Origin of the sequence: Paenibacillus allorhizosphaerae (genome assembly GCF_042659105.1) — a bacterium.
Classification (GTDB): Bacteria; Bacillota; Bacilli; order Paenibacillales; family NBRC-103111; genus Paenibacillus_G; species Paenibacillus_G allorhizosphaerae.
On sequence record NZ_JBHSRV010000004.1, the window covers coordinates 70,864 to 89,407 of the forward strand.

An 18,544-nucleotide genomic window follows, 5' to 3' on the forward strand; every position below is an offset into this window, starting at 1 on the left:
TCCTCCTTCGTTATTTATCCGCTTCTTTGCCGACGTCTTTGCCCAGATTCAACGTATACAGCCATTCCACGCTGTCCCCTTTGCTTAACGTGTAAGCGCCGGCGCTTACACTTGGAAATTTGCCGTTCACCCGGTAGAGCCAGCCGCTCTTGGCGCCTTTGTCAAACTCGTACAAATTGGCGATCCCCTCTATATAGCTGCTCTTGCCTGATCCCCGTGTTTCCAGCTGAATTTTCTTTTCTTTGGTGATCCGTTTCAGCACGTCGACGACGGTATCCCCGTCCCGAAGCTCGACCTGCACCGTATCCAGAATCGTCCCTTTCTCCTTATCGCCAACGATGCGAACGGATACGGCAGTCGATTTGGCGTCTTGTCCGGAAGCAGGTGCGGGCGCGTTCTGAGCCGGCGGCGACTGCGGCGCTTCGGCAGCGCCTGGGCTCGTCGTTGCGGGCTCCGTTGCCGAAGCGGCAGGCGACGAGGCGGTGCCGGCCTGTGATGCGGAAGCCGGCGGCGATACGCTTGCATCCGGGGCTTCCGGTTGCGCTGTGCCGGTCGACGCTGAGCTCGATGCCGCTTGCGCCGGTGTCGTCGCTGAGCTGGAAGACGATGCCCCCTGCGCATCGGTCCGCGATGCACCGGAAGCCGAAGCCGGCGGAGTGGACGAGTCTGTCGACGGCGTGCCCGACACCGTCCCTACTTCGTGCTTAGCGACGCCGTTCTGCAGGGGCGACGACGGCGCCGTCGGCTGCGCCTGGGAAGCCTGCAATTCGCCCGGCTTCGAAGCGTTGACCGTTTCAGCTGCACTGTCCGGTGCGCCCGTTATCCCCTGGCGTACGGGCGACACCCCCGGGCTCATTACGCTGTTGTTCTCGCTAACCGCCTGTCCGGTTCCGGAGGATGCCCCTGTCATCGCATGGGCCGATATCCCCCGCTGCTCCAACGGGTCAGTAGAGCCGCCGGTAGTACATGCACTCAGGGAAACCATCAACACGATCAAAGCTCCTGGAAGCCAAGTTTTGCCGTACAGCGTTCGACGCAAAGGAATCCCTCCTTCGAAAATGATGGCCTAAGCCCATTAGCTGACAGTTAACGATACCATTGTTGTTTTGCCAATGAACCCTTTTGAACAAACCTATTATATTGATGAAATGGAGCGAAGAGCACCTTCGGTGCCCTCCGCAAAAAACAGATCATTTAAGTCTTTTCTCATACACGCGAACCATGACCGCCGCCGCCATCTCCCGGGTCACCGTCGCCGCAGGCTGGAACCGGCCCTGGTCGTCACCTTCCATGTAGCCGCTCTCGAACACGCTGCGGATCGCCGGAACCGCCATTTCGTACGCCTCGTTGAGATCAGTGAAAGGATCGGACTTTCCGGCCGCCGTCTCGGGCATCCGGAACGCTCTGGACAGCACGAGCGCCATATCTTGCCGCGTCATGCTCCGGTTCGGATCGAACGCTTCTTCGGAGATGCCGCTGGCAATGCCGAGCTCCGCCGCTTTCGCCACATAGCCGGCATACCAACTGCCCGGCTCCACGTCTTTGAACGCAGTCTTCACATCGGCGGTTGGAGCGGTGCCCATCAGTCTCAGCGTCATGGCAACGAACTGGGCGCGCGTCAGCTTCTCCTGCGGAGCAAACCGCAGTTCCTTGTCGCTGACCCCTTCCATCAGTCCGTAGCGGACGGCCTTCTTCGCATATTCGGCAGCCCAAGGAGAGATGTCGGCCGCATCCGCGAATACGGGTTCGGAAACCGAACGCGCAGCAGCCGGTTTGGCTGCTTGGTAAGCCGCCAAGCTGAGCAGCGCCTGTTCCGTCGCGATGCTGCCCGACGGTTCGCCCTTCGTATGGGCAAAGCCGCCGTCTTCCTGCTGATAGCTGAGCAGCTCCGTCACGACCGTACGACCCGATTTTACAAATCGCGGATCATCCGCATGAATGCCGAGACGGACGAGCGCCAGCAGCACTTGCGCCGCGCTTTCGCTGTTTTCTTGCCCGCCGAGACGGAAACCGCCGTTTGCCTGCTGCTCGCTGGACAGCCAGGCGAGCGCTTTGCCGATAGCGGACTTGACTTCGGCGTTGTCCCGATAAGGCGCGAGCGCCGCAAGCGCCATTCCCGTCAAGTCGAGGTTCGACGCGTCCCCGCGGTCCAAAGGCCAGCCGCCGTCGCTATTTTGCGCTTGCAGCAGCCAGCGGATCAATTTGTCCTCGTTCCAAAGCGCATCTGCCGATACGCGGTATTGGCCCGAACCTAATACCGTAAGCGCAAATATCGGACCGTTCGTTCCTTGCGCCGTCATGCGTTGGTTATTTGCAATCGCCTCGATCAGGTTATAGCCTGCAATGCGTTCCGGATCGCCGCCGGCCGCTTTGACCCCGATGGCCAGCCGTTCGTAATCGGTCACGTTCCGTACAATGCCTTTTTTCTCTTCCAACATGCTTTCTGCAGAAGCAATGTAAGCGGGCGGGACTTGAACCCCTGCCGTCGCCAGCGCGTACGCTTCCCAATCGGATAGCTCCGTATGGCTTTGCACATACTTGACCGCTTTCTCGATCGCCTTGCTCACATCGTCGGCGGGTTGTTGCTGCACAAGCATGCTTTTATCGATAACGGCGAATTTCGTAAAATGATCGACTGTACCTGTGATAACGCCGGTCTTGGAATCGATCACGGCCGGAATCGGAATCCACTGCGACGTCTGCTCGTTCAGCCACACCATCGCCAGCTGCGTAAGATCATCCGCGTCCAGCGACGTTCGGATCGATATATAGACAGGGTAATCGAATGTTGTTCCGGTTGGACCGAGCTCGTAGATCGAAGAGATCAGTTCCTCGCGCCCACCGGCGTTATCCAGCTCCTGAATCGACAGCTGTTTGTCTTCCTGCAAAGCTTTTTCCGGAATGCGCAGCCTTACTTCTTCTTTCTCATCGGTGAGATCGACGGCGTCCCGCGCAGAAGCGGACCGTTCCAACGCCACCTTGTTGGCTGCCAGCGTTTGCCTTAATTTTTGTTTCTCTGCGTCCGTCATTTTTTGATTGCCGTTCAGCACACGTACCGTTTGAACCTTCGGATCTACCGGACTCGTGTTGGCGTAACCGATCGGAATCAGAGCCAGGTTGCTCTCAAGCTCGCTCGCGGCATTCGGGCTCGTCTGAATATTGCCCGCACCCGGAGGAGGCGTGCACGATTCGGTCAGCGCCGCTTTCACGTCATCGCCGCCGTTCTTCGTATAACGCCAGTCGACGCGGTCCCCGATATTGATTTTGTAGCCGCCGGCGCTTGTCGTCGGGAACGAGCAATTGACCGCGTACATCCAGCCGCTCTTCGATCCTTTATCGAATTCGCGCAAACCGTCGATTCCGCTTACGTAGGCGCTGGAGCCGCTGCCCTTCGATTGTACCCGACCCGCCCCCAAGGCGCGAATGAGGACGGAAAATGCCGTATCTCCGCTCTGCCAGTCAAGCGACTGTGAAGACAAGATCGTTCCAAGCTTATCATCGCCCGCCACGCTGATCGTAATCGTTCTTGACGGGGGCACCGGTCCTCCCGGAACGGGTCCCGGATTATCGTTCGCAGTTAAGCGTTTGACCCCGCGAAGCACGGTAGGATAGCCGTTAACGAGCGGTCCGGTAACGACAATCCGCTGGTCCGCCGCCGTATACCCGTTCGGGAATTCGGCGATGCCCTGCGCGCCCGTCCATACTTTCTGCTCTCCGACCTGCACATACACTGCAGCAGCGACGGAGACCGCCGGGGAACTGTATAAATTTTCGATCTGCGTTACTTTTACGCGGAACGGTTCGCCTGCAACAGGTTCCTCGGGTGCCAATGAAATGTCTGCGAGCATTTTGAAAGCATCGTAAGGCCCGTAGAAGATGGCAAGCTCGTCACCGTCTTGCAGCTTAACGTCCTTCCAAAGATAATCGTTGGTCCATTTTCCGTCCCGTTTAATATTGAAAGCCCAATAATCATATGAACTGCCGTATACGTACTTCGATACGGTTCCGATCTTCGTTACGTCGAAGAAGAAACCGTCTGAAGTCTCGACAGGGAGATTGTTCTGAGCAGCCAGCAGCTGCAGCGCTTCGAGCGGTGTTTCGGCCGATAGATCCCCTTCCGCAAGCGTCGTGTCCTTATGTTCAATATGGACATATACCGATGCTTTCGGCTGCGGATTGCCTTCCGAAGGCAGGGGAACTTCATACTCCCCGCCTTGCCCGCCGGTTAGCGTATTGAAAGCAAGCAGGGCAAGCAGCCCCTGATACGTCGCAGATTTGTCAGACGACGTTCCGTTTGTAACTGCAAACCCGCCGTCCGCGTTAAAATTACGGAACAATGCGGTCAGCAGATTCCCGTAAATTTTATCAAAACTTCCCGTTCTTCCGTCGATTTGCTGCGCGGAAAGTCCTAAAATTACATAAGCCAATGTATTGCTGTTGGCAATGCCGCTTTCCGAATTTAAGTCGCCGTTCCCCGACTGTATCGATGCGATCCAAGCCGTTGCTTTCGATACAGACGCTTTCACGTCAGAACGATCCTTGTATGGAGCAAGCGCCCATAGCGCCGCACCGGTCAAATCCAGATCGGACTTGCTATTGTCCAGTGCCCAGCCCTGATCCGGAATTTGACTGCTCAACAGTCGGCTGACCAGCTTATCCTGCGTCCAGGTTGCGTTCACCGGAACCTGGTACGATCCGTTATTCAATGCAAGAAGGGCATAAATCACCCCGTTAATTCCCTGCATTTCGAGCTGCGGATGATTGTAAATCCGCTCGATGAGATTGATCCCTCCGAAAGAAACGGGATCCCCTCCCGCCGCCTTGACACCTAGCGCCAATGTGACGTAGTCGGTTACTTTCGCTTGAACCTCGAGCCTCGCTGCTTGCTTCTTGGCTTCACTCAAATACTCATCCGTTGACGGCACCGTCTTGCCTGCCGCATGAAGCGTATAAACATACCAGTCTCTCAGTTCTGTATTATTCACGTCCCAATGATTCGCAACCCACGCGGACGCTTCCTCAATTGCTTGCGAAACCGTTATTATCCGGGTCTCCTCGCCGGATCCCGTATCGGTCTGGAGCGCGTTCGCAGCTGCAACACCGGCGAAGCCGCCGATGCCGCTAACGAGCTGCGCAAACAGCAGCAGGCCGATGACCAGCAGATAAAACGGACGTTTCCATGCACTAATTTTGCCCATTGTTCTCGCTTCTCCCTCTCTTCTCTCTGAACTGCCCATTTTCATAGAACCGTTGCTTAAGCCGGGAACAAGCCAAAAAAGGCACCTCCCCGAATGGAAGATGCCTGCGATCGTATGGATAGGATGCCGAAACGAAAAACCGAAGCCGCCGATGCAGAAAACGATGTTTCTGCAGCCAGAGCATAGCCGGTACAGCCGCCGATCTCACACCTCCCTATATCGCGTAGGTTCCTGGGGTGTTAACGAACAGGCAGGTCTCCTGACTTGCGCATCGACGCTGGCCCGCTTCCTTCCCATTTCTTGCGAAACAGTGGCTCTTGCGGGGGCTCCTCGCTTACAGTGGCGCGACCGTACCGGATTTTCACCGGTTTCCCTATTATGACGAGCTTCCAAGCTCGCCACCCGTTCTCTTTTTTAAAACTATGAAAATGACTTCATTATCTTATCATGACGGCTTACGCTCGTCTACAAGAAAAGCAGACGCCTCGCCGGCTATTGCTTGAACACGACGATCAGCACCCGGCTGTTTACAGCCGTAATGACAAAAATAACCGATAGCCGGGCTTGTCCGAAATAGTACAATGAAATGGCGGCCGATCCAAAAACCAAGATCTCAAATACCAAACGCCCCAGGTTGCCCACATCATATGTCGCTTTGGGAGATACGAACAGCCCCCATATGATCGCAGCAAGCAGCGGGGCTCCTATGCCTAGAGCGATTTTCAAAATCCAGCCGTTTCCGGTTCGAAAGCCCCAATACCCGAGCGCAGTCAGCGCGCATAACTCCAAAACAAACCGTAATAACAAATTTGCGCCTTTTACAATCTCCAATCGTTATTCACGCTCCATCCGTTTTTTTGATTATCGCATACGCGATGAAATCCAAACAGTTCCGGCTTTTGATTTAAAGCAAATTTATTTGGGATCGAATGGCGTTCCCGCTCCGTACCCGAAGCCGCTTTAAAAAAAAAGCAAAAAGAGGGGCGGTCCCCTCTTTTTTGGGCTTTTATTTTCTAGACATGTTGCCCTTCCAACGAAACTCTCATATATTATCACGGATTTGCGTTCATCATTTACTATCGTTCGGAGGGAATAGCGTGCTTCAATATCCTTTTTATCAACCTTGGGTGCCTTATGCCTACCCCCCTGCAAGTACCGGAGCTATGTTTTCGGACATGGATTACTATGGATACCGGAACGAGGCTCAACCTGAATCGTACAAATCTTTGCAAGAAGCGCTTGCCTTAATCAAACAATCGGTCCAGGGCGAACGGGAAGACGAATTATTTTATGACTATCTGATTTCCATCGCTCCTACGCAGGAAGAAAAGAAAATCATCGAAAGCATACGGGACGACGAGCGGAAGCATAACAACATGTTTAGAACCATTTATCAAAACTTGACCGGCCAAACGATTACGGCACTCGAAAGCACTTCATTCGAGAAACCGGCTTCATACATTGACGGCGTGAAAAAAGCGCTGTTCGGCGAGCTGGCCGCAGTCGAGAAATATCGCGATATCCGCGCAGGTCTGCCCAACCGCTATTACCGTGACATGGTATTCGAGATTATAACCGACGAAATCAAACACGCTACGAAGTACAACTACATTTTATATTTGGACCTGAGTCGGAAGAAATAAAAAATATTTCCAATCGACATATCACTTGGATGATTCGCCTGGCAGGCTGCTTAAACCAACAAATTGCTCCAACCGCGCCTTTTGAAGCAGATGGTGCCGGTAGTGCATCTCGACCAACTGAAACCACTCGACCGCGTTCAGGTCGCCGAATCTCGGATGAGCCTTCGTGCCGCTCTCCTGCATATCCGCAAGCGCGGGCTCCACTTCCTGCATGCGCCGCACCACATCGTTCAGTCCCGCAACCAGCTGTTCCTTGCTTTCCGGCTGCGCGGGCGTATATTCCGGCGTGGCCGGCACTTGAATGCGGATCCCAGGAAAGCTGCCTTGCGCAAACACCAGGCGGCCTGCCTCCGTTTTTCTTTCCGTACCACCGGTTTCCGCAGCCTGCTCCCGGCAAGCCTCGATATTTCGCAAATGCAAATATAGCGTCCCCTGAATCAAATGAAGGTACATTTGACCTAACGACCATTCGTCGTCGGATGGTTTTCTCGTAAGCTGCTCTATCGTCAGCGGCTCCAATCCGCGAATATATTGCCGGACCAAGTTTTCAAAACGGTTCAATGTCTCTTTCGTGTTCATTTACTAGAACAGCTCCTTTGATATGGAATCTGTCTATACGATACCAAAAAGCTACTGACAGCAGTATGTCAGTAGCTTAACAGCATCCTTTCAATTTCTTGCCTGATCCGTGTGCGCATCGCTTCCGGTTCGAGCACGACCGCATGACTCCCCCATCCGAGCACCCAAGGCAAAACATCCGTCAACTGACGGACGCGGAGCGTGACATAACAGGCTTCATCGGTCGTTTCGATCATATGGATATAGTAGGAGCGATTTTCCTCGATTTTCGCAGCGAAACCGGCCGGAAACCGGACACGTATGATGCAGTTTCGATCGTCCGGCGGTGCGTACTGCTCCAGGTTAAAATCGTCGGGACGCGCAAAGCGCGAATCCAACAGCTCGAGCCCGCTCATGCGGCTCAACCGAAAATGGCGCAAATCTTGCCGAAGCTCGCAAAAAGCGATGATGTGCCAAACGCCGCTTACAAGCACGAGCCCGTACGGCGAGGCAATCCGCGTTATGCCCCCGCCTTCCTCCGGCGCTGCCGATCCTTTGACATAGCGAAAGCGTACCTGACGCTCTTCGAGGACGGCAAGTCGCAGCAGCGTCAGCTTCCGCTTCTCCGGGTCGGTTACGTTTCTGCCCGGATTTAGCATCCTGAGTCCGCTCCGGACTCGCGCCGCCTCCTGCAGGACGGTTCCCGGCAGCACCGACTCCAGCTTCGCGCGGGCCGCTTTCGCCTTGGAGCGGTAGTCCTCGTCGAATTGCTGCTCCACCATATCTGCACCGAGCAGCAGCGTTACCGCTTCTTCCGGCAGGAAGCTGACCGGCGGCAAAAAATAGCCGTCCATGAGCGAGTAGCCTTGACCGGGTGCGCCGATGACAGGCACCCCGGCTTCGCTGAGCGCCTGAACGTCGCGGTAAATCGTACGTACGCTCGTCTCGAACGTCACGGCCAAATCTTCCGCCCGCAGCGTCCCTTTGCGCTGCAGCTCCAGCACAATGGCCAGCATCCGGTCGGTCTTATTCATCGTCTGCCCCAACCTCCATTCCGGTGACTACACTTCGACGACCGTTAGTTCCTTCGGAAACGAGGTCAGAACCTGAACGCCTTCCTTCGTGACCAAGACGTTGTCTTCAATCCGCACGCCGCCCAAGCCCGGGATATAAATGCCCGGTTCCGCCGTAAATACCATCCCTTCGCGCATGAGATCGGCATTGTTCGCATGGATGGACGGATATTCATGAATTTCCAGGCCGAACCCGTGCCCCGCCCGGGTAATGAAGTATTCGCCGTATCCTTTTCGTTCAATGCAGCTTCGCGCCGCAAGATCGAGGCTGGCGAAGGAAGCTCCCGGGTGCACCGCCTGAATCATTTGCATGTTCGCCTGCAATACGGCGTCATATATTTCCCGGCACTTGTCGCCGACGTCGCCTACGGCGAACGTTCTTGTCAGGTCCGAAGCGTATCCGTCGATAAATACGCCTGCATCGAACAGCAGCAGCTCGCCTTCCTGAATCGGTTCCATACCCGGTACGCCATGCGGCAGCCCGGTTTTGGCGCCCGATAACACCATCGTATCGAACGAGGGACCGTCCGCTCCGAGCTTCTTCATCCTGTGCTCCATTTCGGCTACGAGATCCAGCTCCGTTACGCCGGGCTTTACGAGCGGCAGCGCTTGATGCAGCACTTCCTCGATGCAGCGGATCGCTCTCCGGATAGCAGCAACCTCCGCATCGCTTTTCACGACACGAAGCTGAGCCAGCTGCTGATCTATATGCACCGCTTCCTCCGCTCCTGTCGCTTCCATCAAACCGTGATACCGCTTCACGTTCAAATGGTCTTCCTGGATGCCGATCCGCTTGATCGCACCCTTCATATGGCGCTTCAGCACTTCATACGGATTATCCGTGTCTTCTAGCGGAACGATGCGGCTTACGCTCGAGCTTTGCACCGCCTTCTCATAGTCGAGCAGCGGCACGAGGAGAAACGGCGGTTCGTTGCGCGGGCAGACGAGCGCCATAAACCGCTCATGCGGTTCCGTATAAAAACCGGTAAAATAATAAATAAGCTTCGGCAGCGTAACGAACGCAGCATCCAAAGCTTCCGTCTCCAGTAGGGAATACAATTGACTTAACCGTTCGTTCATCGCGAATAACCGCCCTTCATCCAATATACAATCCGTTCACGTTACGCAGATTATAACATACTTGAAGTACGGAATCCTTTGGCTGATCCGAGAGGCTGCTTCTTTCCGGCAACATCCATTCCGCCGCGAAACGTCCGGACAAAAAAAAGAAGCGGCAGAGAAACGCGTTCTCTTACCGCAACCCTTGCTGCTGTTTCAACAAATCGCGAATTTCCGCAAGCAGCTCTTCTTCTTTGGACGGCTTCGGCGGCTCCGAAGGCTTGTCCTCTTCTTTCCGCTTAAATTTGCTTAGCGCCTTGATGAACAGGAAAATCGAGAATGCGACAATGAAAAAGTCCAGAACCGTTTGCAAAAACACTCCATACTTCAGAATGGCGCCGCCAAGCGGTAAGTGAAGCCCCGACAAGTTCAGCCCGCCAAGCAAAAGGCCAAGCAGCGGCATAAGCACGTCGTTGACTAGCGAGGATACGATTTTCCCAAATGCCGCTCCGATGATAACCCCGATTGCCAGATCGAGAACGTTTCCCTTTAACGCGAATGCTTTAAACTCTTTCCACATCGTGTAAAAAACCTCCTTAACCATTTCCAATGCCGCCCTGCGCCCCAATAACCGGCATACAAAAGCGCGGCGGCATTACCGTTGTTTTTGAGGCAAGCGATTGGACAAGCTCTTCCTATATACGACTTGTCTTTACTCGCCAACGGGTAATAGTATAACACCAACAGCGCACATTATCTTCATAAAAATTGAAAATGGCCGCATCGCATGCGGCGGCCATTTCATGAGCTTCGCCCTTAATTCGACGGCTCCAGGTAGAACGCCGCACCGCCGCGCTCGTTGACCGCCCGGGCGGTCATGCGGTGGTACTCGGCAATTTGCCGGACGATGGTCAGGCCCAGGCCGAATTGGCCGTTCGTTCCGGTTCGGAACGGTTCGAACAGCTCGGCGGCAGCCGCTTCGTCCAGCATCGGGCCGTCGTTCCATATGCGGACCGTCGGCTGGGCCGGCTGACCGGCGTCCGCCCCGGCGCTCTCCGCCGGATGCTGCACTTCGATCGTAATGCGTCCCTTGGCATAACGCAGCTGATTATCCAGCAAGTTTTCCAGCGCGACACCCCATTGCTCCCGGTCGCCGCACACCATCGTATCGCTGTCCGCCTCCACCGCCCATTCAATATCGGTCCTCCGGTAGCGCAGCCGCTCCACCACGTCCTCGATCACGGTTTTCAGATCGAACGGCTGTAACGATTTTTCGCGTGAGGAAACATAGTTCAGTTTATTCAAATACAGCAGGTCGCGAACCCGCTTCTCCAGCCGGTCCGATTCTTTCATTATGACTTCGACGCTCTCCTTCAAGCTGCCTTTCGGAAACAAGCCGTCCATAATCGACTGAGCGTAGCTGCGGATCACCATCACCGGCGTTTTCAGCTCATGAGAAATATTTTGCAGGAAAAACTGCTGCGCTTTATCTTGCCGAACCAGACGCAGCCGCATCGTTTCGATCGCGCGCGCCAGACGGCCGATTTCGTCCGATCGGGTCGTCGCAAGCGGCTCATGCCAGTCGCGTTCGGACATGCGCCCGACGTGGCGCTCCATCTGCACGAGCGGGCGCGTCAAATATTTGGCGAGCGCAAGACACGGCAGCCAACTGCACAAAATGAGCGCGACCATCAGAAGCATCAACCGCCCGAACATCGTATATACGAGATCATTGCGGTAGTTGCCCCACGAATAAGACACGACATAGCCCGGTTTCCCGGACAGCTCCTCTTTGCGGATGACATAAAAGATCGTTTTGTTGTCGATGTTCCGCGAATATTTCTGTACCTCACTTTGCTGCAGATGCGCGTCCTGCTCGATCGCTTCCACATACGTTTGCGGAAGCGCCGCTTCGGAGCGGCTGATTTCCGCCGATCCCATGATCAGCATATGCTGGACAACCGGTGCTTCGGGAGGCTGCAGCGAACCGGCAATCCCGACAGCAAACGGCCTCGCCGGCTGCGCCTCGATTTTACTCATGCTGATCGTTTGCCGGTCCAACATGATTTCATTGGACTTGATCCTCATTTCCAGCGGATCCACTCGCGCGTCCTGCTTCCCGATTCGCAGTTCCTTCACCGAAGAAACCTCTTTCTGTGCCGCCGCGTCCTGCGGTTCCATCGAGTCTTTTGTCTTCTCGACCGGAGCGATCGGCAGGATCATCACCGGCTTGGCAAAGTCCACGGTCGCGGAAACCGACGTCGCTTCTTTGGCTGAAACGGAAAACCCTGCCGTATTTTGGGCTTCAAACCGTACGGAAGCTTGCGAATCCATCAATAGATCGTAAATTTGATCGGTAAAAAAGCCCTTCAGCGTCCACGGCAAAAAGAGGGCCAGCATAATAAAGATGCTCAGCGTAATCGAAGCGAACACACCCCATATTTTCACGGCAACCGGCCAGTTTTTCATGCTTTCACCATCCTGTATCCGAATCCGTATACGGTCTCTAGCCGCAGCAGCGGCAGCTTGCGGCGCAGCCGCCGCACCAGATCGTCGACCACACGGTCGGAACCGAAGTAATCGCTGCCCCATACGGCCGACAGCACCTGCTCACGCTCCAACGACTGGCCTGCGCGCAGCGTAAAATACAGCAGCAGCTCGAACTCCTTGCTCGTCAGCTCGATCGGCTGCCCGCTCTCGTCTTTGACCTGCCTCGACCGTTCATCCAGCGTATACGGCCTGCACTGATGCACGCCCGGATACGTTTCGGAGTCGTACACCCGCTCCAGCAGCTTGCGCGTTCGAATCACAAGCTCGCGGGGAAGAAACGGCTTGGCCATATAATCGTCGCTGCCGAGCTCGAGTCCGACGATCCGGTCGATATCGGCGTCTCTCGCCGAGATGAAAATAACCGGCAGCCTCGGCTGATCCGCTTTGATCTCCCGGATCAGCTGGTAGCCGTCGACGCCGGGCAGCATAATATCGAGGATCCACAGGTCCGGCCGCTCCGAAATCGCAGCACGCGCCGACTCGCCATCAAGGAACGAACGCACCTGCCAGCCCTCGTTTTGCAAATAGACGGTGAGCACTTCGGCCAAATCGGCCTGATCCTCTACCAGAAATATCCGATACATCCGTCTTCCCTCCCGTTGTGTTTTAAGAAAAAAGGGCGCTGCGTAAAAGCCAACGCCCCTTGGAATACGTACAGCCGCAGCATAAATGGCATGCAATGGATCCTACTGCTGTTCCGTTTGCTGTGTCTTCATCTTCTCCGTGGCTTCTTTCATTTCCGCCGTCTGTTTGGTGTAATCGTCGAGCAGCTTCGGCAGCAGTGCCCGAATGGCCGATCCGTCGCCGGATTCCACCGCCTTCGCGAAATCGTCCTGAAGCTTCATGCTCTCCGTCCATTCCTTCTTCATTGTACCACCGGCGGCGATCGCCTTGGTAGCCGACACATGCAGCTCTTTGCCCTGCTTGATCTCGAACCGGATGTTGTCGGTGCCGTCAGCACCTGCCGAAGCGTCGTCGAGCTTTTGGATTTTTATGGCTTCGACCGGAGTCGCAGGGTCTGTCTTAAGTATAACTTGCTTTTCCAACGTTTTCGACATGTCGCTCTCGACCTGCTTGCGTTCCTCCAGCGCCGCATTCCACTGTGCCGCGCTATCCGGAGCGTAAGACTGAACAAGCAGCTGCATGTATTTGCGTTCATGCACCGGGTTAAACAGCATTCCCGCGGATCGTACGAGAACCGCTCCGGCTTTCACCGCAGGCACCGCTTCCTGAGCCTCCGTCTTTACCTCGACGGGCTTTGCCGTTTCGGCCAGCGCCGCGCCGCTCGCCCCGAGAACCATCGTCAACAATACCGACCCGGCGGTTAACGTTTTTAACTTTTTCATTTGATTAGCACTCCTTCACGAATGGGTTCTTGTCGGTGGGACGTCTCCCCCGCGTTATTAAAGTAACAAAACAATGCGGACAAATTATCGGATGATTGTGGGAAATTATGTGATGGCATGAAAAAGGAGCCTCCGCCGGAACGGGACTCCTTGCACGCTGCCGCGTGAAGCGGCTTATTCGGATGAAATCGCTTCGTAAAATGACAATCGGTTGCCGAACGGGTCCGTTACGCTAATTTCTTTCGTTCCCCACGGCATTTGTTCCAAGCCCGGCCTCGCATACTTGTAGGCTTTCGCCAGCAGCTTCGCATGCAGCGCTTCGATGCCCTTCACTTCGATGCGGATCGCAGCCCCCGGACTGCAATCGCCGTGATGCTCGGACAGATGAAGGATGCACTCGCCGTTTGAAATTTGCATATACAGCGGCAGTTCCGCTTCGAACCGGTGCTCCCAATCGAGCTGAAACTCGAGAAACTCCATGTAAAATTGCTTGGCCTTGTCCGTGTCAAACATGCGCAAAATCGGCGTCGTCGCCTTGATACGAACGTCAGATGATCCCATAGCTTCCTCCATTACGAATCGGATTGGAAAAGCATCTTCCTGCGATCATTGTATCAATTTTCGGTGAAGCCGCTCAAGCGAAATGTGCGTGAAGGACCATAACGGATTCCGTTATCGTCGGACTTGGCTCATGCCCGCCCGATGTTCACCGTCGCCCCGGTCTCGTACGATTGCTGCGCCGCCAAAGCGATAGCCAGCGCCGCTTTGCCGTCCCGTTCCGTCACGGACGGTTTTTGGTTCGTTCTGACGCATTCGATAAAGTGAACCAGCTCCATCCGAAACGCCTCTTGAAACCGTTGCGGAAAAGACGGGACGATGTCATGCAACGAGCCGCTTCGGGTTTGGATCCGGATATCGTGATGCTTGAGCGAACCGATGGCGATGCTCCCCTCGGTGCCGATCACTTCCCCCCTGATGTCGTAGCCGTAAAAAGCGTTTCTGCCGACTTCCGCATCGCCTGCCGCTCCCGAATTGAACGTCATATAAGTGAGCGATTGGTCGATATCGCCGAGCGGCTTCATGAAATCGTGGACCAAAACTTGGCCATGCGCCGTCACCGAGCTCACTTCCGAATTCATTAAAAACCTGGCCATATCGTATTCGTGTATCGCCATATCGAGAAAGATGCCGCCGCTGTGCTTAATGAATTCCGCCGGAGGCGAACCCGGATCTCTGGAAACCGCTTTGAAATAAATCGGCTTGCCGATGTCGCCGGCAGCGATTCTGCGTTTCGCTTCGGCGTAAGCCGGGTCAAACCGGCGCATGAATCCGACCTGGCAAACGATCGAGCTGCGCTCCACTGCCTCGATGATCTCATCCGCCTCATCCAGCCGGCCGGTAAGCGGCTTCTCCACGAATACATGCTTGCCGCTGGCAGCCGCTTGCTTAATCAACGCCCCGTGCAGAGGCGTCGGGGCCGCGATGACGACCGCATGAATCGCCGGGTCTTCCATCCAGTCGTCCGCGCTGCGAGCCGAGCCGCGCACGCCCCATTCCAGAGCAGCCTTCTCCACTAAAGCACCGTTCGGATCGAACACACCCGCCAGCTCCGCTCCGGGAATGCCCGCAGCCAAATGAGCCGCATGCCGGTTACCGGCACGGCCAAGTCCCATCACCGCCACGCGGACTTTATCCGGCATCGCTATCCCTCCCATCGCTGCACACGCAGCCGAGGAATGGGTCGTGGATGCGGCCGCTGCTGCCGACCACGTCTCTCGTCAACAGGCTGTACTCCCGGCCGGCTATATCGGTTACCGTACCCTCAGCTTCCCAGACCCTGTGCTTTTCAAATACCAAATGCTCCATTCGTTACCGTCACTCCTTTGAGTTATATTCGGTTTTCTAAATCATTCGTGCTGGAAGCTACCTTTTCGCACGCTAATCTACCGTCCGTCGCTAAACGTTCAAAAAGCCAGCAATTTAGGAGTTGATCCAATAAATATGTTCCAACCACCAGTTTATTCTTAGAAGGAAACCGGGCTTTGTCCAACACGTTCGATTTACCAAAAATATGTGCATACCGGTTGGAAGACCCGGGTATTGAGCTCATCATTTTTGATTTACGTCAATCCAAATTTTACATTTTATCCCTGACAATCGGACATACATTAAAAAAAATTTATTTGACCATACAAAAATATATATATATATAATTATATATAACAGCGTACAGGGTGGAGAGTTTCATTGAACAGCACATTGGATAGACTGACCGGTTTATTGAACCGTAAAGAACTGGAGCTTCGATTGAAGCAGAACATTAAGGATCAGGAGCCTGTTGCCTTGGCTCTTATCGATATCGATCATTTCATGGAAATCAATAATCAGCTGGGCGACGCCATCGGCGACGAAGTATTGAAGACGATCGCCGCTATTCTTGCGGAAGAAGCGACGCAGAACATCGTTTTCCGCGTATCGGGCGACGAGTTCGCTATTATGCTGACCGGGGTTAGTCTGGAGCAAGCCTTCTTGAAGATGGAGTCGATTCGAGCTACGATCTACCGTTCCGGGGACCGGTTCCGGCTTCCCAGCAGCCAGATCGAAGTGAGCGTAACGGCCGGCGTGGCCCAGTTTCCCAGAGACGCCAAGGATGAAAAAACGTTAATGCGTTCCGCCAGCGCCGCGCTTTTGTCCGCCAAAGAATCGGGAAGAAACCAGGTCGCTTTGCCTCCCAACGAAGAAATGATTATGAAAACCTGCTATTATCCGTCGACCTTGGTGCGGCAATTGAAAACATTATCGGAGAAACTGGACCGGAAGGAGTCTTCCTTGTTCCGCGAAGCTTTGACCGACTTAATACGAAAATACGACCAACTAGAGAGATAAGGTGAGGCATATGGAAAAGAGATATTATTTATCTCTGGCAGGGGCTGCCGCTAACGCCGCATTATTATTGGTAACCGTGGAGCTTCTGCAGTTCGGTTACTGGGGGATTAGCGCCGCCGTACTTCTCTCCATAATTAGCGGTGCCGTATGGACGGCCATCAGCGTCCGCTGGTATGAGCAAAGCATTATCGATGACGGAACCGGACTGTTCAACAGACGATACTTGTTCCGAAAGCTGGAGCATGTGTTCAGAACGACGCGCGGCGGAAATGTTCCCATCGCGCTTGCTGTCATTGACATTGATGATTTTCGCAGCTTTAACACGCAAGCCGGCCATATCGGCGGGGACCTCGTATTGAAAGAAGTGGCGCAAACGCTGCGAAAAACGGTGCGCAAGGGAGACACGATCGGCCGCTGGGGCGGCGAGGAATTCGCCATTATTTTATCCGACCTTGACGAGAACGGGGCGAAGGAAGTCGGCGAACGCATCCGCAAAAACATTCAGCAAATTACGCTTCCGCTCGACCAAACCGTCCATCTGACCATCACGGTAAGCATCGGGATCGCCGTCGATCACGGCCGTTGTACGAATATGCTCGAGCTTGTCAACCAAGCCGACCAGGCGATGTATACCGCGAAGCAGCGCAAAAATTATGTATATATGACTTCGACCGCTTAAAAAATGGACAAAGCCGCCGTTTCAAGGGGAGACAGCGGCTTATGTCATGTTATTTCATGTTCACTGCAGCAGCTGCCTCGCCAGACGTTTCGGCGCAGCGCGCAAGTACGCTTCCTTGAGCAGCTCACTTAGCTCTTCCCAATTGAGCGGCGCACCCATCTTCGTCGATACCCAGCCGTGCTGCCCGATATAACGCGTTTTTACGTAGCTGCCGCTTTGCTGCAGCAATAGATGCTGCGACTCGAGATCGCTTTTAAACGACAAGCTCGCTCCTTCTTCCGTTTCGCCCATTATGACGAACGATTTCCCGCGCACTTTCAGCGTGATATGGCCAAACCCGTCTACGATTTCTTCCACCTCGGGCAGCTCCGCGCAAATATGCCGTACTTGTTCCAGCATCGCTTGTCCTTCTTTTGTGACCAACCGCCGATCATGCCCCATAATTGCGTTCCTCCTTTAGTTATCGTATCGTTCAACTGCGTCAGCGTAATGACAGCTTCATTATAAAATAGCGGCAAACCGACTGCCAAGCGTCACTCATTGACTTCACTAACCTGCCTCCGGTTCTTTCAACATAACGCAGTCGAGACCGGCCGCGCTGCAGTATCGGATTCATCGACAAAAAGAACCATGCCTCGTTCGGCATGGTTCGTTCTTTCAGTCATGAATATAGCACATGATTCGCCTAATGGTTAATCGTCGTACCTTATTTGACGATCAATACCGGGATGGGAGAATGCTGCACCACGTTGTGGCTGACGCTCCCGAGAACGAGTTCCTGAAATCCTCCAAGTCCTCTGCTTCCCATGACGATCAGGTCGCACCGGTGCTCTTTGGCATAGTCCAAAATCACTTTTGCCGGCTGGCCGTTCGCTACGACCGCCTGCGCATTCGGCAAATGCGATACAAGCGATCTCAGCTCTTCAACAATAAGACTTTCCGTTTGCGCCACATTATTCATATATTCCGGGGGGACAATTAAAAAAGGATGCGTAGCCACCATGGAAGGTATGTGATAAGCATGAAGCAGCGTTAATTGCGCATTGTTTTGTTCCGTCAGCGCGATCGCTTTCTCCAGCGCTTTCTTGGATGGGTCCGAACCGTCATAGGACATTAGAATATTTGTGAAAGACATGGCAATCGCTCCCTTCGAGTTTCGATACGATGATCATATCACTTAGTATGTAGACTTGCTGTGACATTAATCATACTTACCCTGTTTCATCTGCTATTGAATCAGAATGAATCGTCCGGAATTGCTCCTCTAGAAGGCATTGCTGCAAGTGTTACAACGCGTGCCAGCCATCTGTCACGTTCACAATACATATACCCCTTTAAGTATTTTGCCAACGATGCGGACGGTCAAGTGGAAAAGAATGATAGCGTCAAGCTTGCCCGTGAATTATAGTTTGATTCCCCTATGAAATGAATGGATAGACCTATAAATGTTTGTCCGGGCTGCAAGTATAATTTGTATTCGCAGGAACACTTTTCCAATATGTTCTCTATGCACCGTTCGGTTCATCCGGAAAGGAGGAATTTTGTAAGCGGT

18 protein-coding genes and 1 riboswitch are annotated in these 18,544 nt (G+C 54.2%); of the genes, 3 read left to right on the plus strand and 15 right to left on the minus strand.

The window, feature by feature from the left end; genetic code table 11:
* Window positions 1–10: 10 nt before the first annotated feature.
* From ACFQI7_RS16630 to ACFQI7_RS16640, 3 genes are all read right to left on the minus strand, one after another.
* Window positions 11–1,039 (minus strand): DUF4430 domain-containing protein, encoded by a 1,029-nt coding sequence (locus ACFQI7_RS16630; protein WP_218102402.1) that lies wholly within the window; start codon window positions 1,037–1,039, stop codon window positions 11–13.
* A gap of 151 nt (window positions 1,040–1,190) precedes the next feature.
* Window positions 1,191–5,198 (minus strand): S-layer homology domain-containing protein, encoded by a 4,008-nt coding sequence (locus ACFQI7_RS16635; protein WP_218102401.1) that lies wholly within the window; start codon window positions 5,196–5,198, stop codon window positions 1,191–1,193.
* A gap of 232 nt (window positions 5,199–5,430) precedes the next feature.
* A riboswitch (cobalamin riboswitch) is annotated at window positions 5,431–5,619 on the minus strand.
* A 71-nt stretch (window positions 5,620–5,690) separates the two neighbouring features.
* Window positions 5,691–6,029 carry a YrdB family protein gene (locus ACFQI7_RS16640; RefSeq protein ID WP_230415583.1) on the minus strand — a complete coding sequence of 113 codons (339 nt, stop codon included), beginning with the start codon at window positions 6,027–6,029 and terminating at the stop codon, window positions 5,691–5,693.
* A gap of 266 nt (window positions 6,030–6,295) precedes the next feature.
* Between ACFQI7_RS16640 and ACFQI7_RS16645 the strand changes: the two genes are divergently transcribed.
* Complete coding sequence (locus tag ACFQI7_RS16645) at window positions 6,296–6,841, plus strand: ferritin-like domain-containing protein (protein ID WP_230415581.1); 546 nt, start codon at window positions 6,296–6,298, stop codon at window positions 6,839–6,841.
* Between the two features lie 21 nt (window positions 6,842–6,862).
* Here ACFQI7_RS16645 and ACFQI7_RS16650 read toward each other — a convergent pair whose 3' ends face one another.
* From ACFQI7_RS16650 to ACFQI7_RS16695, 10 genes are all read right to left on the minus strand, one after another.
* Window positions 6,863–7,420 carry a DinB family protein gene (locus ACFQI7_RS16650; protein WP_218102400.1) on the minus strand — a complete coding sequence of 186 codons (558 nt, stop codon included), beginning with the start codon at window positions 7,418–7,420 and terminating at the stop codon, window positions 6,863–6,865.
* Window positions 7,421–7,488: 68 nt separating this feature from the next.
* A complete protein-coding gene (locus ACFQI7_RS16655; protein ID WP_218102399.1) occupies window positions 7,489–8,433 on the minus strand; it encodes a helix-turn-helix transcriptional regulator in 945 nt (314 codons plus the stop codon).
* A 27-nt stretch (window positions 8,434–8,460) separates the two neighbouring features.
* Window positions 8,461–9,552 carry a M24 family metallopeptidase gene (locus ACFQI7_RS16660; RefSeq protein ID WP_218102398.1) on the minus strand — a complete coding sequence of 364 codons (1,092 nt, stop codon included), beginning with the start codon at window positions 9,550–9,552 and terminating at the stop codon, window positions 8,461–8,463.
* A gap of 172 nt (window positions 9,553–9,724) precedes the next feature.
* Complete coding sequence (gene mscL / locus ACFQI7_RS16665) at window positions 9,725–10,111, minus strand: large conductance mechanosensitive channel protein MscL (protein ID WP_218102397.1); 387 nt, start codon at window positions 10,109–10,111, stop codon at window positions 9,725–9,727.
* Between the two features lie 236 nt (window positions 10,112–10,347).
* Window positions 10,348–12,000 (minus strand): sensor histidine kinase, encoded by a 1,653-nt coding sequence (locus tag ACFQI7_RS16670; RefSeq protein ID WP_218102396.1) that lies wholly within the window; start codon window positions 11,998–12,000, stop codon window positions 10,348–10,350.
* Window positions 11,997–12,665 carry a response regulator transcription factor gene (locus tag ACFQI7_RS16675; protein WP_218102395.1) on the minus strand — a complete coding sequence of 223 codons (669 nt, stop codon included), beginning with the start codon at window positions 12,663–12,665 and terminating at the stop codon, window positions 11,997–11,999. The genes ACFQI7_RS16670 and ACFQI7_RS16675 overlap by 4 nt, the downstream gene beginning before the upstream one ends.
* Before the next feature lie 102 nt (window positions 12,666–12,767).
* Window positions 12,768–13,427 carry a hypothetical protein gene (locus ACFQI7_RS16680; RefSeq protein WP_218102394.1) on the minus strand — a complete coding sequence of 220 codons (660 nt, stop codon included), beginning with the start codon at window positions 13,425–13,427 and terminating at the stop codon, window positions 12,768–12,770.
* Between the two features lie 174 nt (window positions 13,428–13,601).
* Window positions 13,602–13,988 (minus strand): glyoxalase superfamily protein, encoded by a 387-nt coding sequence (locus tag ACFQI7_RS16685; protein ID WP_218102393.1) that lies wholly within the window; start codon window positions 13,986–13,988, stop codon window positions 13,602–13,604.
* A gap of 128 nt (window positions 13,989–14,116) precedes the next feature.
* Window positions 14,117–15,127 (minus strand): Gfo/Idh/MocA family oxidoreductase, encoded by a 1,011-nt coding sequence (locus ACFQI7_RS16690; protein ID WP_218102392.1) that lies wholly within the window; start codon window positions 15,125–15,127, stop codon window positions 14,117–14,119.
* Window positions 15,117–15,293, minus strand: a complete 177-nt coding sequence (locus ACFQI7_RS16695) for a hypothetical protein (protein WP_218102391.1) — start codon at window positions 15,291–15,293, stop codon at window positions 15,117–15,119. Before ACFQI7_RS16695 ends, ACFQI7_RS16690 begins: the two co-directional genes overlap by 11 nt.
* Before the next feature lie 381 nt (window positions 15,294–15,674).
* Between ACFQI7_RS16695 and ACFQI7_RS16700 the strand changes: the two genes are divergently transcribed.
* Together ACFQI7_RS16700 and ACFQI7_RS16705 are read left to right on the plus strand one after the other, a co-directional pair.
* Window positions 15,675–16,313 carry a GGDEF domain-containing protein gene (locus ACFQI7_RS16700; RefSeq protein WP_218097980.1) on the plus strand — a complete coding sequence of 213 codons (639 nt, stop codon included), beginning with the start codon at window positions 15,675–15,677 and terminating at the stop codon, window positions 16,311–16,313.
* Between the two features lie 10 nt (window positions 16,314–16,323).
* A complete protein-coding gene (locus ACFQI7_RS16705) occupies window positions 16,324–16,992 on the plus strand; it encodes a GGDEF domain-containing protein (RefSeq protein ID WP_218097981.1) in 669 nt (222 codons plus the stop codon).
* 60 nt (window positions 16,993–17,052) lie between these two features.
* Here the strand turns inward: ACFQI7_RS16705 and ACFQI7_RS16710 are convergent, their stop codons facing one another.
* Together ACFQI7_RS16710 and ACFQI7_RS16715 are read right to left on the minus strand one after the other, a co-directional pair.
* Entirely contained in the window at window positions 17,053–17,433 is a 381-nt protein-coding gene (locus ACFQI7_RS16710; protein ID WP_218097982.1) for an MmcQ/YjbR family DNA-binding protein, read from the minus strand.
* Between the two features lie 265 nt (window positions 17,434–17,698).
* Entirely contained in the window at window positions 17,699–18,127 is a 429-nt protein-coding gene (locus ACFQI7_RS16715) for a universal stress protein (RefSeq protein ID WP_218097983.1), read from the minus strand.
* Window positions 18,128–18,544: the final 417 nt, after the last annotated feature.

Coding starts and splice junctions, on each gene's coding strand:
- ACFQI7_RS16705 (WP_218097981.1), top strand. CDS start 16,324: ATGGAAAAGAGATATTATTTATCTCTGGCAGGGGCTGCCGCTAACGCC.
- ACFQI7_RS16655 (WP_218102399.1), bottom strand. CDS start 8,433: ATGAATAAGACCGACCGGATGCTGGCCATTGTGCTGGAGCTGCAGCGC.
- ACFQI7_RS16690 (WP_218102392.1), bottom strand. CDS start 15,127: ATGCCGGATAAAGTCCGCGTGGCGGTGATGGGACTTGGCCGTGCCGGT.
- mscL (WP_218102397.1), bottom strand. CDS start 10,111: ATGTGGAAAGAGTTTAAAGCATTCGCGTTAAAGGGAAACGTTCTCGAT.
- ACFQI7_RS16680 (WP_218102394.1), bottom strand. CDS start 13,427: ATGAAAAAGTTAAAAACGTTAACCGCCGGGTCGGTATTGTTGACGATG.
- ACFQI7_RS16660 (WP_218102398.1), bottom strand. CDS start 9,552: ATGAACGAACGGTTAAGTCAATTGTATTCCCTACTGGAGACGGAAGCT.
- ACFQI7_RS16635 (WP_218102401.1), bottom strand. CDS start 5,198: ATGGGCAAAATTAGTGCATGGAAACGTCCGTTTTATCTGCTGGTCATC.
- ACFQI7_RS16710 (WP_218097982.1), bottom strand. CDS start 17,433: ATGGGGCATGATCGGCGGTTGGTCACAAAAGAAGGACAAGCGATGCTG.
- ACFQI7_RS16670 (WP_218102396.1), bottom strand. CDS start 12,000: ATGAAAAACTGGCCGGTTGCCGTGAAAATATGGGGTGTGTTCGCTTCG.
- ACFQI7_RS16675 (WP_218102395.1), bottom strand. CDS start 12,665: ATGTATCGGATATTTCTGGTAGAGGATCAGGCCGATTTGGCCGAAGTG.
- ACFQI7_RS16650 (WP_218102400.1), bottom strand. CDS start 7,420: ATGAACACGAAAGAGACATTGAACCGTTTTGAAAACTTGGTCCGGCAA.
- ACFQI7_RS16685 (WP_218102393.1), bottom strand. CDS start 13,988: ATGGGATCATCTGACGTTCGTATCAAGGCGACGACGCCGATTTTGCGC.
- ACFQI7_RS16715 (WP_218097983.1), bottom strand. CDS start 18,127: ATGTCTTTCACAAATATTCTAATGTCCTATGACGGTTCGGACCCATCC.
- ACFQI7_RS16695 (WP_218102391.1), bottom strand. CDS start 15,293: ATGGAGCATTTGGTATTTGAAAAGCACAGGGTCTGGGAAGCTGAGGGT.